Annotated in this window: 13 protein-coding genes; 10 read left to right on the plus strand and 3 right to left on the minus strand. The window is 51.2% G+C overall.

Annotated features, from left to right (window positions below; all coding sequences use genetic code 11):
• Window positions 1-194 precede the first annotated feature (194 nt).
• The gene (locus CHH75_RS01710; protein ID WP_095397301.1) at window positions 195-812 is read right to left on the minus strand and encodes a LysE/ArgO family amino acid transporter; all 618 of its coding nucleotides are present in this window, start codon (window positions 810-812) and stop codon (window positions 195-197) included.
• A gap of 131 nt (window positions 813-943) precedes the next feature.
• Here CHH75_RS01710 and pdxR point away from each other — a divergent pair, with 131 nt between their 5' ends.
• The 5 genes from pdxR (at window position 944) to qoxD (ending at window position 6,720) form a co-directional block, all read left to right on the plus strand.
• Window positions 944-2,389: a MocR-like pyridoxine biosynthesis transcription factor PdxR gene (gene pdxR / locus CHH75_RS01715; protein ID WP_095397302.1), complete on the plus strand. Its 1,446-nt coding sequence runs from the start codon at window positions 944-946 to the stop codon at window positions 2,387-2,389.
• Window positions 2,390-2,886: 497 nt separating this feature from the next.
• The gene (gene qoxA, locus CHH75_RS01720; RefSeq protein WP_095397303.1) at window positions 2,887-3,834 is read left to right on the plus strand and encodes a cytochrome aa3 quinol oxidase subunit II; all 948 of its coding nucleotides are present in this window, start codon (window positions 2,887-2,889) and stop codon (window positions 3,832-3,834) included.
• Window positions 3,835-3,894: 60 nt separating this feature from the next.
• On the plus strand, window positions 3,895-5,838 hold the full coding sequence (qoxB, locus tag CHH75_RS01725) for a cytochrome aa3 quinol oxidase subunit I (protein WP_095265306.1): 1,944 nt from the start codon (window positions 3,895-3,897) through the stop codon (window positions 5,836-5,838).
• The gene (qoxC, locus tag CHH75_RS01730) at window positions 5,835-6,431 is read left to right on the plus strand and encodes a cytochrome aa3 quinol oxidase subunit III (RefSeq protein ID WP_095265307.1); all 597 of its coding nucleotides are present in this window, start codon (window positions 5,835-5,837) and stop codon (window positions 6,429-6,431) included. Before qoxB ends, qoxC begins: the two co-directional genes overlap by 4 nt.
• Before the next feature lies 1 nt (window position 6,432).
• Window positions 6,433-6,720: a cytochrome aa3 quinol oxidase subunit IV gene (gene qoxD, locus CHH75_RS01735; protein ID WP_095265308.1), complete on the plus strand. Its 288-nt coding sequence runs from the start codon at window positions 6,433-6,435 to the stop codon at window positions 6,718-6,720.
• Window positions 6,721-6,916: 196 nt separating this feature from the next.
• Here the strand turns inward: qoxD and CHH75_RS01740 are convergent, their stop codons facing one another.
• On the minus strand, window positions 6,917-8,176 hold the full coding sequence (locus tag CHH75_RS01740; protein ID WP_095265309.1) for a DHH family phosphoesterase: 1,260 nt from the start codon (window positions 8,174-8,176) through the stop codon (window positions 6,917-6,919).
• Between the two features lie 315 nt (window positions 8,177-8,491).
• Between CHH75_RS01740 and CHH75_RS01745 the strand changes: the two genes are divergently transcribed.
• Both CHH75_RS01745 and CHH75_RS01750 read left to right on the plus strand, forming a co-directional pair.
• Window positions 8,492-8,923 (plus strand): DUF2243 domain-containing protein, encoded by a 432-nt coding sequence (locus tag CHH75_RS01745; RefSeq protein WP_413773628.1) that lies wholly within the window; start codon window positions 8,492-8,494, stop codon window positions 8,921-8,923.
• Between the two features lie 45 nt (window positions 8,924-8,968).
• A complete protein-coding gene (locus CHH75_RS01750) occupies window positions 8,969-9,769 on the plus strand; it encodes a cytochrome c oxidase assembly protein (protein ID WP_141235799.1) in 801 nt (266 codons plus the stop codon).
• 108 nt (window positions 9,770-9,877) lie between these two features.
• Here CHH75_RS01750 and CHH75_RS01755 read toward each other — a convergent pair whose 3' ends face one another.
• Complete coding sequence (locus CHH75_RS01755) at window positions 9,878-11,452, minus strand: ATP-binding protein (RefSeq protein WP_095397304.1); 1,575 nt, start codon at window positions 11,450-11,452, stop codon at window positions 9,878-9,880.
• A gap of 323 nt (window positions 11,453-11,775) precedes the next feature.
• Between CHH75_RS01755 and CHH75_RS01760 the strand changes: the two genes are divergently transcribed.
• Genes CHH75_RS01760 through CHH75_RS01770 form a run of 3 tightly spaced genes read left to right on the plus strand, consistent with a single transcriptional unit; the run spans window position 11,776 to window position 15,469 of the window.
• The gene (locus CHH75_RS01760) at window positions 11,776-13,284 is read left to right on the plus strand and encodes a spore germination protein (RefSeq protein ID WP_230875772.1); all 1,509 of its coding nucleotides are present in this window, start codon (window positions 11,776-11,778) and stop codon (window positions 13,282-13,284) included.
• On the plus strand, window positions 13,281-14,372 hold the full coding sequence (locus CHH75_RS01765) for a GerAB/ArcD/ProY family transporter (RefSeq protein ID WP_255222940.1): 1,092 nt from the start codon (window positions 13,281-13,283) through the stop codon (window positions 14,370-14,372). Before CHH75_RS01760 ends, CHH75_RS01765 begins: the two co-directional genes overlap by 4 nt.
• Window positions 14,369-15,469 carry a Ger(x)C family spore germination protein gene (locus CHH75_RS01770; RefSeq protein WP_095397307.1) on the plus strand — a complete coding sequence of 367 codons (1,101 nt, stop codon included), beginning with the start codon at window positions 14,369-14,371 and terminating at the stop codon, window positions 15,467-15,469. The genes CHH75_RS01765 and CHH75_RS01770 overlap by 4 nt, the downstream gene beginning before the upstream one ends.
• Window positions 15,470-15,545: the final 76 nt, after the last annotated feature.

Consider the following 15,545-nt stretch of genomic DNA (forward strand, 5'->3'; position numbering starts at 1 on the left):
TGCAAGACTCACCCTGAACCATCGGGATCATCGCGATACACGCACTTCCTGAGTCAAAGGTATAATCTTGCAACGCTCCCTCCCTGAGCTAACGGGATAACCGTGCAAGACTCACCCTGAACCATCGGGATCATCTCATCGCACTAGGCTCACTCTCTTCACCGATAGGATAGTGATGCTGGCCCCTCGCTCCCCTACGCCATCCACATACTGTATGCAAGGTATCCTGCCGTCCCCCACATCACGATGGCCGAGACACGGTTCAGCAGAGATAGCACTTTTCCCGAACGATCCAGTCTTCCGGCAGCTCTTCCGGCCAGCCCGAGCCCGATGAACCACAACCAGGAAATCGTAATGCACGCCAATGCAAAAGCGGTCTTGTCCGCTCCTGAATAGGTCAGTGAGCTTGTCCCGATAACACCGATGGTGTCAAGTATCGCATGCGGATTAAGCAGAGATACCGACATCGCGAACGCCACCTGCTTGCCTGGGGAGAGGGATTCGCGCTTCTCCTCTCCGAGGGACGACGGCTTGCTGCGCCACGTTGTTACTCCCATATAGATCAGAAATAAGATGCCGAACAAAAACAGCATCACCCGCAGCCCTTCCAGTTCCAGCACGACAACGGATACGCCCATAATCGCCAGCGTAATCAACAGGGTATCACACAGCGCAGCTGTCAGAATTACCGGCAGCGCCTTGCTGAAATTGGGCTGCACAGCCCCCTGGTTAAACACAAACACATTTTGTACCCCGAGGGGTAGGATAAGTCCGAAAGCCAGAATCAGCCCATGAATCATTGCTTGTAGCATCCTCAATTCCTCCTGCATCATTTGGCTTCATTGTAATGAATCCACTTCACCAAGTCTCCAACCAATTGGTTGACATCCATCCCAACCAATTCGATATAATGGACCCATACGAAGCAGGAAGGGGACTGACTATGCGCTCACCATCCGAATGGGACTCATCCTCCCGAATTCCTCTCTATCAACAAATCTATGAAGATATGAAAGACAAAATCATGAGCGGGGAATGGCCGATCGGGACCCGCATCCCCTCCCAGCGGCAGCTCGCCGCCCAATTTGCTGTCAACCGGAGCACGGTTATCTATGCCCTCGACGAGCTGATTGCGGACGGATTGCTAGAGGCCCGGGTCGGTAAAGGTACCGTCGTTGTGAATAATACCTGGAATGCGCTAGCAGCCGAGCCGCCGCCCGATTGGAACCACTACGTACAGTCCGGCTCCTATCAGCCGAATATTCAAATCATTCAGCAGATTAACGACGCCGAGACGAATGACCGTATGATCCGCCTCGGAACAGGAGAGCTCTCCCCCGAGTTGCTGCCCGCGCAGAAAATGAAGGAGATATTTAGCGAAGCCGAGGCAGACGAGCCGTTCACGCTTGGCTACTCGGAGCCGAAAGGCAGCCTCCACCTGCGGGAGGTGCTAAGCGAGCATCTTCACGCCAGAGGGATCGAGACGTCTCCGGCCGGCATTATGATTGTATCTGGCGGGCTTCAGGCGCTGCAGCTCATTTCGCTCGGATTGCTTCACCGTGGCTCCACCGTTCTGTTGGAAACCCCATCCTATTTGAACTCGGTCCATGTCTTTCAATCGGCTGGCATGAGCCTTCAAGGGGTTCCGATGGACGATCACGGCATCCGCACAGATACCCTCGCCCGGCTCAAGCGCCAGCATAACGCCGCACTGCTGTATACCATTCCGTCATTTCATAATCCGACGGGTATTCTGATGACGGCAGAACGGCGCAAGGCGCTGCTGCAAGTATGCACGCAGGAACGTCTTCCGATTATCGAGGACGATGTGTACCGGGATTTGTGGTTTAATGAAGCGCCTCCCCCGCCTTTGAAGGCACTGGACCGCCAAGGGATGGTTCTTCACATCGGCAGCATGTCCAAGACGCTTGGACCGGGGCTTCGCATCGGCTGGATTGCCGGACCTGAGCCGGTCATCAACCGGCTGGCAGATATCAAGATGCAGACCGATTACGGATCCAGCTCCCTGTCCCAGTTTGCCGTTGCCCGCTGGCTGGCTACCGGGCAATATGAACAGCATCTGATTGAGATTCGGGCTGCCTTGAAGCAGCGCCGGGACCTCGTTCTTAACCTGTTGGAACAGCATTTTCAAGGGCTCGCCTCCTGGACTGTGCCGCAAGGCGGGTTTTACATTTGGCTTCACCTTATGAAGAAGATGCCCATCCGCCACCTATTCGAACAGGCTCTGAAAGAAGGACTTCTTCTCAACCCCGGTCAAGTGTACGACCGCCAGGATCGTCAGCATCTTCGGCTGTCCTATGCCTATGCCTCTCTGGAGCAGCTGGAGTTCGGGCTGCAACGCCTGGCTGATCTGATCCAGAAATATTAATCAGGCCAACTCAACTTAAAGCCATCCATCGGATTCATCCCGATGCCCTTGCCGGGAATCCCGCGTGAACCCCGTCCCGGCATCGGGGAGCGATGGAGCCTCACTTTAAGTGAACGACCTTCCATTTTTTATGTGAAAAAAATCTCATATCGCGCTGAATCGCTTGCTGGCAAGGGCTTTCTCCCGCTTCTCCCCCACCATTCACCCCCGTTTCCGGTGCGAAAACGAGTCTGAAATTGTGACGATCCTGGGAACTCTCGTGAAATTTTGAACAAACAATGAACAGTCGGAAAACCGCGCCATAACAATGATTTCTTTCATATCCCCGCTGTTTTGTAACAATTTGAACACATAATCTTAAACACATCGCCACGAATATGGATTTTATTGTTATTTTTTCTATTTTATATGTTTTGCAAAGAAATTTATTACTTCCTAGTATAAGGGTAATCAAACTATTGAATCGAATGAAGCCGTTTCAAGGAAAGGGGTACATCATGAAGAAAAGAGGACCGTTACTTGCATTGTTTTTGAGCGTTGTTTTGCTCTTATCGGGATGCAGCTCGCTTACGGTTCTGGATCCGAAAGGACCCGCTGCCAGAACACTATCGGATACGATCATATTTTCGATTCTGATGATGATCGGGGTCTTGGTCGTCGTTTACGTGCTCTACATTTATATGCTGACGAAATACCGGGCCAGAAAATCTAACGAAGGATATGAGCCCCCTCACGAGGAGGGAAATATCTGGCTGGAAATTACCTGGACTGCGATTCCGATTATTATCGTTGCCATTCTATCTGTTGTTACTGTTAAAACAACCGTTGCTGTAGAGAATGTGCCAGAAGGCTACGAGAGCCAGAAACCGCTGGTTATCTATGCCTCTTCCTCCAACTGGAAATGGCATTTCAGCTATCCTGAGGAAGGCATTGAAACTGTGAACTATGTCAACATTCCTACACATCGCCCGATTGAGTTCAGACTGTATTCCTTCGGTACGATCACCAGCTTCTGGATTCCACAGCTTCATGGTCAGAAGTATGCGATGAGCGATATGATCACCAAGCTGAACATGGTTGCGGAAGAGCCGGGCTCCATGATGGGCCGGAACGCTAACTTTAACGGTGAAGGCTTTGCCCATATGGAGTTTGAGGCGCTGGCCATGTCGGCTCCTGAATATGAGAAATGGGTCGATGACGTAAAAGCGACCGCACCGGAGCTGACCGAGGACGAGTTCAACAAACTGCTGAACACCGCCCATGTCGGCAGAATGACATTTTCATCGACTCATCTTGAGTTTAGCCCTCCGCCAGAAGAAGGCCATCATCATGGCAGCGGCGGCGACCATTCTTCCGACGAAAGCCCGGATACTGAGCATGACGGGCATCATGGACAGGATGAACACGACAACCATGACGAGCAAGGTAGTCATGACGGGCACTAAATCCGGCTTGCCGAGGCAAGCCCGGTTCACTTCATACATCCAGAAAGGAGCAAGACCCTTATGAAATGGGACGAATTTTTCGTTACCGGAGATCCGCTAATATACGGGGCCATGGTGAGCATCGTTCTCGTCTCGCTGGCGATCCTATTCGGTTTAACCTATTACAAGAAATGGGGATACCTGTGGCGGGAATGGCTGACAACCGTAGACCATAAGAAAATCGGTGTCATGTACATCATCTGCGCCCTTCTCATGCTGTTCCGGGGCGGCGTTGACGCCCTTCTGATGCGTGCTCAAACCGCAGCGCCAGAAATGAAGTTTCTGGACGCACAGCACTATAACGAGATTTTCACGACGCATGGCGTCATTATGATTCTGTTCATGGCGATGCCTTTCATTTTCGGCTTGATGAACGTGATCGTTCCGCTGCAGATCGGCGCGCGTGACGTTGCCTTCCCTAAGCTGAACGCCATCAGCTTCTGGCTTTTCTTTGCCGGCGCGATGCTGTTCAACATCTCCTTCATTATTGGAGGCTCGCCGGACGCAGGCTGGTCCGCTTATTTCCCGCTAGCCAGCATTGAATTCAGTCCGACGGTTGGCAACAACTATTATTCCTTGTCCCTGCAAATATCAGGGATCGGTACGCTGTTAACCGGCGTCAACTTTATCGTTACGATTCTGAAAATGCGCGCTCCGGGAATGACACTGATGCGCATGCCGATGTTCACCTGGTCGGTGCTAATCACCTGTCTCATTATCATCTTCGCTTTCCCGGTGCTTACGATCGCGCTGCTGCTCATGATGTTTGACCGTCTGTTCGGCTCTCAGTTCTTTACGATGGCCAATGGCGGCATGGATATGCTCTGGGCGAACCTGTTCTGGGTATGGGGACACCCTGAGGTATATATCGTTATTCTTCCTGCATTCGGTATTTTCAGTGAGATTATCTCTACGTTTGCAAGAAAGAATCTGTACGGCTATACCTCGATGGTTATGAGTATGGTTGTCATTTCCGCCCTGTCCTTTCTTGTGTGGGCCCACCATTTCTATACAATGGGTCAAGGCGCAATGGTCAACGGATTCTTCTCCATTACAACGATGGCGATTGCCGTTCCGACAGGGGTCAAAATATTCAACTGGCTCTTCACGCTCCATAAGGGCCGAATCAGTTTCACGACACCTATGCTGTATTCCCTGGCCTTCATCCCGATCTTTACGATCGGCGGCGTGACCGGTGTCATGCTGGCCATGGCCAGTGCGGACTACCAGTACCATAACACGATGTTCCTGGTTGCCCACTTCCACTATGTGCTCATTCCAGGTGCGGTGTTTGCCGTTATTGCCGGCTTCCATTACTGGTTCCCGAAAGTGTTCGGCTTCCGTCTGAACGAACGTCTTGGCAAGATGGCATTCTGGTTTATCGCCATTTCGTTTAACGTCACCTTCTTCCCGATGTTCTTCCTGGGACTGCAAGGGATGACACGCCGGACTTACACCTACTCGGAAGAAACCGGGTTCGGTCCGCTGAACCTGCTGTCCATGATCGGTGCGATCGGTTTGGCGATCGGGTTCATTCTTCTTGTGTACAACATCTACTGGAGTACACGTTACCAGCCACGCGACAAAACGGGCGATCCTTGGGATGCACGCGCGCTGGAATGGTCAACGCCAAGTCCGGTGCCGGTATACAATTTTGCAGTTACACCTAAAGTGAAAGGCCGCGATGCGTTCTGGTTTGCGAAGAAGAATAATGAACCGCTCTCGGATGAGAAGATTACGAAAATTCATATGCCAAGCAATACCGGAAAACCGTTTGTACTCGGTGTCGCCTTCTTCTTCCTGGGCTTCTTCCTGGTATTCAGCTGGTGGACACCGTCCATCATCGCCGGAATCGCCGTCTTGATCATTCTGGCTACCATGTCCTTTGAACGTGATCATGGCTATTACATTCCGGCTGAAGAAATTGTTCAAACCGAACAGAAACTGCGGGGTGATACGGTATGAAAATAGATGCCACTCAACCGCTTGAATACGGAACGGAAGAGAATCGAAACCGAATCTTTGGATTCTGGCTGTTCCTTGGAGCTGAAATTGCGCTTTTTGCCACCTTGTTTACCGTCTACTTCGTACTGGTGAACCGCTATGCCAGCGGTCCTAGCGGAGCAGAAATTTTTGAACTGACACCGGTGCTGCTGGAGACCTTCCTGCTCTTGACAAGCAGCTTCACCATCGGGCTTGCGATCCATGCGATGCGGCTCGGCCTGAAGAAGCAGACCATGATGTTCATCGTCATTACCCTGCTTCTCGGCGCCGCGTTCCTGGGCATTGAGATTTATGAGTTCTTCACCTACGTGCATGAAGGATTGACGCTCTCTACCAGCGCCTTTGCTTCCAGCTTGTTCACCTTGCTCGGCACACACGGTGCTCACGTGGCCTTCGGTCTCTTGTGGGGAAGCGTCATTCTGATCCAGCTCAAGAAGCACGGTCTGGATCACTCGACAGCGAACAAATCGTTTATATTCTCGCTGTACTGGCACTTCCTGGACGTTGTATGGATCTTTATCTTCAGCTTTGTATACCTGAAAGGACTGATGTAATATGTTGAAACAGCTGTTTCCAATCAAGCATGTTGCGGGTTACATTTCTTCCCTCGTCCTTTCGGCGGTAGCGCTGGTCGTTCTGCTCGATATGCCGTTTGCTTCGAAAATGGCCATCCTGGTAGTAACGGCCGTCCTGCAGGCTTCCGTACAGCTCGTGCTGTTCATGCATGCAGGCGAGAGCGAAGATAAAAAATCCGTGTATATCAACATTGCCTACGCTCTGTTTGTCGGACTGGTGACCATCTTCGGCACCCTGTTCATCTTCGTATGGGGCTGGTACTCGTGATCACTGCCCGATCAAATCACTAACCAAGTTAATAAGAAAACGGACCGCGCGAGGCTTGCCTCACGCAGTCCGTTTTTTTGTTGTGCCAGTAGTGCCGGGGGTACGGTCTTACCCGCTCCAAGCACGCACCTCACCTGCTGCGCCCGCGGCGACACGGGCTCCACGCACGGGCTGCACGCTCGCGCAACAGGCGCGGCTAACCATCCTCAAGCGTCTTCTCATCATCCCGATCCGAAGTTAGCGAGAGCCGCTCCAGCTCCCTGCTCGTTCGGGTGTTGATCAGCTGATCCTTCAGCATCTGCACATACACGTCGTCCCGGGCGAGCCATGCTCCATACTGGCGCTTCATATGCCGCTCGGCATCGTGAAACGTAGAGAAACGAAACGGCAGTGACTCCCCGTTCCATTCGATCACCCATTCGCCTGCCTGTGCGTAGACGAACAGCAGGTCCTCCCCCCAGCTTTCGTACAACACGCCGGACTCTGCGCCCTTGACATTGAACTGGTTCCGGACGGCATCGAACCGAATCGGCTCCAGTTCAAACGGCTCCGCCGCATACAAGCGGTAGACTTCCTCCGTTATGGTACAGCCTGCAGCCTTGGCATGTCCACCGCCTCCGTAACGCATGGCCACCTCCGAGACGTCAACATGATCATGAATCGTTCGCAGACTCATTTTACGGCCGCCCATGTTCAGAATTGAGATGTAATCCAGATGCGGGTGGAGATTGCCAAGCTCATTTGCAAGCTCGGAATGATACGATTCGGCATACACAATGCCAACGCAGTATTCATCCACGTACGTCTGAATCATCTCCCGCTGCTTGCGCTGGATATAACGCTCGATTTTCCCTTCTTCCATCTCCAGAATCTTCTCTTCAAATTCGTCAAAATAGAAACCCTGACCCTGGCGCAGGCGCTCCACCATCTTGACCTCAAATTCGTCAATGGACAACATATAGAACAGATCATTGAGCCGCCTGGCCTCCACCCGGTTCACTTCCTCCCACTCCCAGGTATCATACAGCCGAACCAGCTCTACAAACTGGTCCATCGTCTCCGTTGAAGCAATATGTCCGTGTTGAATCAAATATTCGTAGAACAGGGAAGTTGCCGATGCGAGCCGGCCGTCCCGGTGATGGACTTCAACAAGCCCCCATTCATATTGGTTAAAATGCAATGCCGTTTTATGGTGATCAATGAGCTGAACATGACCGCCCTCATCAACAAACACATGCAGTCGCTTCTCGACCTCGGGATTCACCGATAAATCCGTAATGAACAGCATGTCATACGGATGATCCGGAATGGACATTCTGTCCAGATACCGTTCTACCTGCAGGTTTAATCCGTTGACCGAATTATAGCGGACATTGGTCTGGTCACCGAAAGCGCATTTGGCTATAATGCCGCATCCGACACCGTCCAGATCATTGTGCGTGTACAAATGGTACATCCATGCCAACTCCTCGTAATGACGTTCATCCCACAAGATTCCCTCTTATGCCGTCTTTTATCCAAAGGCAGGGGTGGCCCGCTTTAACCGGTATTAACCGGTATTAACCGGCTTTACGTCCCTTCCCTGTCTAGCCTCCAGATCCTTATATCCTACTCTGACTTCTATCAACGGCTGGCACAACAGCGACGCCGGGTTTGTCTTCCTTCCTGCTGCTTCGGTTTGACTTCCATTCAGACCGGACAGAATGGGGTAATGAATTCTATCCACCCGCTTGAACGATGAACCAAGCAGATCATCCAAAGGAGTATGCCCATGCAAAAAAATGCAAAGCGAAGCCTGTGGTCCGGCATATTGTTTGGCCTCGGGTTCGTCGCCTTTATTGACGAATTTGTCTTTCACCAGCTGCTACATTGGCATCATTTCTACGACCGTTCAACGACCAGTGTCGGTCTCGTCACAGACGGACTGTTCCATGCGTTCAGCTGGTTTGCAACGATCGCCTCCCTGTTCATGTATGCCGATCTTCGCAGACGTCAAGCGCTGCACAGCATGCGCTGGATCGGTGGCGCCCTTGCCGGTGCCGGAGGCTTCCAGCTGTATGATGGCATCATTCAGCACAAGCTGATGCGGCTGCACCAGATCCGGTATGAGGTCGATGTCTTGCCCTACGACCTTACCTGGAACATCCTTGCAGCGATCGTTCTCACAGCAGGGCTGTTTCTCATCCGCCGCACCAGAACGTGACGAGAAAGCCGTGCAGCCCCACTCATTATCGCGGAGGTTATAATTATGCATCATGTACATAATGCCCACTCATTGGATTATCACATCCCGGGCACACTCGTGCTTGTCATAGGTGCAGCCCTGCTCGTGGCCTATATTGCAGCTGCGCGGGCCACCGGCCGGCATCTTAAGCGCTGGCCGGTGCTCCGCTCTATCTGCTGGGCGCTGGGCTTGGCCAGCCTTGCCGCATCGCTCATCGGACCAGTGGCTAAGGAGGCTCACCATCAGTTTACCGCTCATATGACCGTACATCTGCTGCTCGGCATGATCGGGCCGCTGTTCATCGCCTTCTCCCGCCCGGTGACCTTGCTCCTGCGCACGCTCCGCACAAGCTCCGCACGGCGGCTAACCCGTCTGTTAAAAAGCCGTTATGTGCAAATCATAAGTCATCCCGTCATGGCGGCTTTGCTGAATATCGGCGGCCTGTGGGTTCTCTACACGACCGATTTATATGCGGCCATGCACGAATCGCGCTTCCTATATACTCTGATTCATATTCATGTGTTTCTGGCAGGGTATCTGTTCACCGCCTCCATCCTTGCCAATGAGCCGGCTCCCCACCGGTACCGGCTCCCGCTTCGGGTCATTGTGCTCATTCTCGCAGCGGCCGCACACAACATTTTGTCCAAGCACCTTTATGCCCACCCGCCTGTAGGTGTGCCTCTAGCTCAGGCAGAGACCGGCAGCATGCTGATGTATTATGGCGGAGATGCCGTGGACATTATGATGATGATCGCCCTCGGGTACCAGTGGTTCCGATCAGTTAGCAGGGAAAGCCCCGGCGGCAATCTCAAGCCGGCAGCCTGAGTATCGGGATGGCTTCCAGCCTGAGTATCGGGATGGCTTCCAGCCTGCCTATTCCGGATAGCCTTGTCCTAGTGCTTATGCCGGTTAAGCCTCTAATTAATCGACCTCTTAATCGACCTCGGTCACAATCGGAATCCGGACGGTAAATGTTGTGCCCGTCCCCACTTCACTATCAACCATAATTCTCCCGCCATGATCCTCCACAATTTTTTGGCATACGGATAACCCAAGACCGGTGCCCTCTTCTTTGGTTGTATAGAAAGGCTCGAAAATTTGGGGCAGATCAGACGGGGGAATGCCCTTCCCCGTATCCGTTACCTGAATGACCGCCACCCTGCTCTCTTCTGTTAAAGAAAACGAAACATGCCCCGTCTTCTCCATCGCCTGGAACGCATTGCGAATCAAATTGATCAATAACTGAATAATTTTGTCCCGGTCCATGTTGGCTTTAATCTCCTGATCCGGCAAATCCAGTGAGAACGTATGCCCATAGGAGGCTGCCTCGGACTCGCACAAGGAGTATACCCGAATCATGCATCCGGACAACGATTCCAGCTTCATGTTGCTGGCATGCGGCTTCGAGAACTGCAGGAATTCAGCCGTCAGTTCCCCAACGCGGGTAATCTCTCCCATAATGACATCGTACCAGGGCTTGATGTTGTAATTTTGAATTTTGGACAGCTGGATAAAGCCTTTGATGGAGGTGAGCGGATTGCGAATCTCGTGCGCCATGCCTGCCGCCAGCTCTCCGATCATCTTCATTTTTTCCGTACGGAACAGCTCGTCCTGCTCTCTTAGCCACACATTCCGACGCATCTGAAAAATCCGGTCCTCCGCCATCGTAATCAGCCCCTGGAACGTTGAAGCTTCATGCGGATAACAGGTAATGCTGTAACATACTTTGACCCCGATCGCGTCAAACTTAAACTTCTCGTCATCGATCACCGCCTGCTCGGTTAATAGAATCGCAAAGCGATCACCCGCATATCTTGAAGCGCCGATTAGATGCTCATCAAATCTGAGCTGTATGGCTTTGGCCATGCTGATCAGAATTTCGTTAGCGGTGGATATATCTTTGCCATTCAATGACTTGAAATTGTTAATGTCAAGCAGAACCAGCTGAAATGGCGTGCGGTACTCTACCAGTTCCTGAACCTTGTTCATATACCCATCATAATTCAGCAGTCCGGTCAAGACGTCGTGGAAGGTGAGGAATTGCTTTTCTTTCCATAGCTTGCTCTTCTCATACTCGAGCCGGTGAACGAAGTGGTAGGAGAACACAACGACGAGTGAGGAAATAAAGTCAAATACCGTTACGAGCAGGTTATAGCTGGTTGGCGGCATGTACACCTGCCGGATCAGCGAATATTGAAGCACGAGCAGAACGCTGATCGGCAGCGTTTCCTTTAAGCTCGATTTTCGGTGGATCAGATGAATAATCAGGATGTAGTACAGCAGCACACACCAGTTCAGCTGGGTGGATAAATGAAACGCTCCCAGGAACAGAAACTGCCCATAACGGAGCCATTTGTACTTCCGGTCCAGAACCATGCTGCCATAGAGAAGGATCGCCGTGAGGACCATGACGGGAATTTTGGAGCTATATCCGAGATATACAGAGGAGATCATAATAAATACCGAAATAACAGGAATAAATAGGAGCTTCATGATATTAAATGACAACAGCACCACTCCTAATTCATCTATCCGCTAGGGAATTGCATGCTTTCGTTCGATTTCCATTTCCATTGAGAGGAATCTTTCACCAAATATGGTACACTATCTCCTCGGCTCTGAACAGATATAATTCGCAAGCCAAGCGAAGATTTTAGGTATACCGACCTATAAAACTAGCAATATCCAAAACACCAATCTCCGTACGTTCCTCCCGCTATCCATCTCCCCCTCTTCCCGGCTTTTCATCTTCACGAGCCCCACCCATCATTTGGGATAAAAAAATATGAAACTCCGCATACTTAGACAATCATATAGCATCCGGGGTGATCATGATGGGCATCTTAACATCCATGCTGCGCAAAGTGCTGTTCAATCCGTTAAACGAGACGAACAAGGATCAGGACCATAACCATAACGAGGATAAGCCGGAACAGAACGCCTCCGCCGATCTCCAGCACATTCTGGATCAATTCAAGCGAAGTGCCGATCTGATCCATCATCGATACCCGCGTGAAGGCCTGGATGTCATATATTTCAGTCATATGATCAATGAGGACAAGCTTCAACGGGACCTGCTCCCTCCTCTGCTTGCTGCACCGGCGGCCGATATCATACTGAATGAACAATCTCAATTCCAACAGGTGCAAAATGCGAAGGATTGTGTCACAGGAATTCTATCCGGCAACGCCGCCATCTTCTATAACAACGTGGCTTATTTGGCAGATGTTACGCTCCCTGCCTCCCGATCCGTGGAGGAATCCGAGAGCGAGTCCATCATCAATGGTCCCCATGAAGCTTTTAACGAGAATGCGCTCACCAATCTGTCATTAATCCGCAAGCGAGTGCGCAGCTCTCATCTGAAGGTGATTCATTTATCCGTCGGGGAGATAAGCAAGACCGATTGTTATGTCCTGTATATGGAAGATATCGCGAATGAAGATTATTTGTCCGAGCTGATCAGACGAATCAAAAATGTGGAAATCGATGCGATCCATGATACGAACATGCTGCTGCAATGCATCGATGACAATCCCTATTCGATGTTTCCCCAGTATATGACTACCGAGCGGCCGGACACCATCGCTTCCAAGCTCGTATCGGGAAAAATCGTCTGCTTGGTTGACGGAAGTCCGTCTCTGCTCAGCGCGCCATCATCTTTCTTTGAGTTTTTTGCTTCGGCCGACGATTACTATCAACGCTGGGCTATCGGGACGGCTACCCTGTTCCTGCGGTTTATGGCGCTCGTCATTACCGTAACATTTACCGCGCTGTATGTGTCGATTACGTCGTTTCATTACGAGATGATCCCGGAGAATCTTATCCTGACGCTGACCACATCCAGAAGCAGGGTACCTTTCCCCCCTATTATCGAGGCGCTCCTGATGGAGACAACCATTGAGCTCCTCCGGGAAGCAGGCGCTCGACTGCCGACCAAGATCGGCCAGACGATCGGTATCGTAGGCGGTATTGTCATCGGTCAGGCCGCTGTGCAGGCGGGGCTGACCAGCAATGTTCTGATCATATCCGTCGCCTCCTCGGCGATCGCTTCCTTTGTCATTCCAAGCTACATTATGAGCGCTGCCTTTCGCCTGTTTCGCTTTGGTCTGATTTTTCTGGCCGGTCTCTGGGGGAACCTGGGTCTTGTGATCGGTATCGCCTATATGGTCATCCATCTAAGCGGCTTGACTAGCCTTGGCAGCTCCTATTTGACGCCGGTGGCACCGTTTCAGCCCTACGATTGGAGAGATGTATTCTTCCGGTTCCCATTCCGCCTGCTGAACCGGCGGCCAACGCAGAACCGGGCACAGAATAAGACAAGACAAAAAATGAAAAGGTGACCAAGTTGAAGGAAAAACTCTCCTTTTTTCACGTGATGATCCTGACTTATATGATCCAGACCGGTGTCGTGGTCTTCAGCATCACTCATCTGGAGGCGCTGCATTTTGGAACGAATGGCTGGCTTATGGCGCTGTTTACCTCGCTTGTCGTTCTCGTGAACCTGATGCTGATCGCCATCGTGCACCGAATGTCGAATGGAAGATCCATCTTTGAAATATTGGAGAAGAGCATTCCGAAGTTCATCCTGTTCCCTATTTATTTGGGTCTGGCGGCTCTGTGGTCGATGATCGGCTGTCTCGTAGCCAAGGAGTACGTGCTTATTTTTCAAATGTATGCTTTCCCTACAACCAGTCCGATGGTATTCAAGGTCGCGATTGATATCCTTGCCTTTCTATTAGTGATCAAAGGCGTCTATAACATTTCCAAAGCTTCAACCGTTTTCTTCTTCTCTACAATCTGGATGAATCTGCTCGTGTTCAAAGCGCTGGACGATATTAAACTGGAGCGGCTGACCACCTTTCTCTTTAAAGAGGGCGGGGATATGTTCACCGGCTTTTTGAACATTTATATCGCGTATATCGGCTATGAGCTTAGCCTTCTTCTGTTCCCGTACGTGAACAAAAAAACAAAGCTGATGAAGGCTGTCATGTACGGCCATCTGATTCGAACCTTTTTCTATTTGATGCTCGGGATCGTTTCTTATGGGATTGCGGGCCATAATTTGCTCAAGAAAATGCTGTTTCCCTTACTTGATCTCCTGGCGTATATCAAGCTGCCCTTTATCGAACGGGTCGAGAATCTATTCTATGGGTTCTTCCTGTTCACGACGCTGATCACGCTGGTTATGTACTATTGGGCGGCAGGCGAGAGCACCTTGAGAATTTTTCCGAAACTGAAAAGCAGTGTGCATTATTTTGTGATTATCCTCTGCTCCCTCATCGTCTCGACAGTCCCTGTCGCCCTCGATCAGGTTCTTCGAGTTCTCTATCTGCTCGGATGCGCCCAGATCGTCATTGCTTTCCTGTTCCCGGTTATCCTTATTCTGCTGCTCCTTATCCAACGAAGAAAGGTGGTGAAGCACGGATGAAGAAGGCGATCCTGTGTGTTATTCTGTGTTTCAGCTTGACGGCATCTGGCTGTGCGGCTGACTCGCGTATATTGGAGGATCTCGACATGGTTCAGACCACGAGCTATGACCTGCTGCCAGACGGCATGCTGAGCATCACCGCCTCTATTCCGATGGCTGACCCCGAAGCCTCTGCCAAGCGGGAAGTCTTGACGGTGGTTGCTGAGAACACCAAGAATGGCCGGATTAAAATGTCCCGAGAAACCCAGCTCATATTGGTCAGCGGACAGATACGGAACGCGCTGTACGGATTGTCGATGGCAAAAAAAGGGATCTACCGCTATATGGATACACTCATCCGAGACCCTTCCATATCGCCAGAGTTAAAGATCAGTATCGTAGAAGGCAATGCCGGGGAGCTTCTGAGGAAGGACTATGACCAGCACCCGAGAACCGGGAAATATATCGACCACCTGCTGGAGAAGGAATCCTCGTGGCAGACCATTCCCCGGGTGACCATCCTTAGCTTCCTGCGGGACTTGTTTGACGATGGCATCGACCCGATCACCCCTATTATCAAAGATATGGGGAACAGCATTAGGATCAACGGCATCGCCCTGTTCCAGGACGATCGCTATGTTGCCAAGATCCCTGCAGATGATACGATGATTTTTGCGTTTCTGAAAGGCAGTTTTAAGGAAGGCGAGATCAATGTAGATCTTTCGGAGAACGGAGACAAGAAGGAATACGCCATGCTCAGCTCGCTTGTCAGCGGAAGAAAGCTAAAGGTGAGTTACCATAATCAGCAGATTAAAGTCCGCTGTGAGATCAAAATTATGTGCTCCATTCTGGAATTTCTCGGTGATCTGGAGATTAGCAATGAACAGGATCGGAATAAGCTGGAGCGCCGCATCTCCGACAAGCTTACCCGTAAAGCGGACAGCATGATCGCGCTGCTCAAGCAGCACAAAGTGGACAGCCTCGGCCTCGGATCGGCTGTGCGCAACAAGATCGGTTACGCCAACTGGAAGAAGATGAATTGGCGCGAAGAATTTCCTCATGTTGAAGTGGAGAATAAGATTAAAGTGGTCATTAAGGATTTCGGGGAAGTTCGTTAGGCTGCGTGAAGAGCGGCAACGCCTCTGCCTTGCGTTCATTACAGGTGCCCCGAATGGATCGTTTGCTGCCGGGACA

The sequence above is a fragment of the Paenibacillus sp. 7541 genome, from assembly GCF_002276395.1.
GTDB classification, from domain to species: Bacteria; Bacillota; Bacilli; order Paenibacillales; family Paenibacillaceae; genus Paenibacillus_AQ; species Paenibacillus_AQ campinasensis.

Coding starts and splice junctions, on each gene's coding strand:
- CHH75_RS01710 (WP_095397301.1), bottom strand. CDS start 812: ATGCTACAAGCAATGATTCATGGGCTGATTCTGGCTTTCGGACTTATC.
- pdxR (WP_095397302.1), top strand. CDS start 944: ATGCGCTCACCATCCGAATGGGACTCATCCTCCCGAATTCCTCTCTAT.
- qoxA (WP_095397303.1), top strand. CDS start 2,887: ATGAAGAAAAGAGGACCGTTACTTGCATTGTTTTTGAGCGTTGTTTTG.
- qoxB (WP_095265306.1), top strand. CDS start 3,895: ATGAAATGGGACGAATTTTTCGTTACCGGAGATCCGCTAATATACGGG.
- qoxC (WP_095265307.1), top strand. CDS start 5,835: ATGAAAATAGATGCCACTCAACCGCTTGAATACGGAACGGAAGAGAAT.
- qoxD (WP_095265308.1), top strand. CDS start 6,433: ATGTTGAAACAGCTGTTTCCAATCAAGCATGTTGCGGGTTACATTTCT.
- CHH75_RS01740 (WP_095265309.1), bottom strand. CDS start 8,176: ATGTACCATTTGTACACGCACAATGATCTGGACGGTGTCGGATGCGGC.
- CHH75_RS01745 (WP_413773628.1), top strand. CDS start 8,492: ATGCAAAAAAATGCAAAGCGAAGCCTGTGGTCCGGCATATTGTTTGGC.
- CHH75_RS01750 (WP_141235799.1), top strand. CDS start 8,969: ATGCATCATGTACATAATGCCCACTCATTGGATTATCACATCCCGGGC.
- CHH75_RS01760 (WP_230875772.1), top strand. CDS start 11,776: ATGATGGGCATCTTAACATCCATGCTGCGCAAAGTGCTGTTCAATCCG.
- CHH75_RS01770 (WP_095397307.1), top strand. CDS start 14,369: ATGAAGAAGGCGATCCTGTGTGTTATTCTGTGTTTCAGCTTGACGGCA.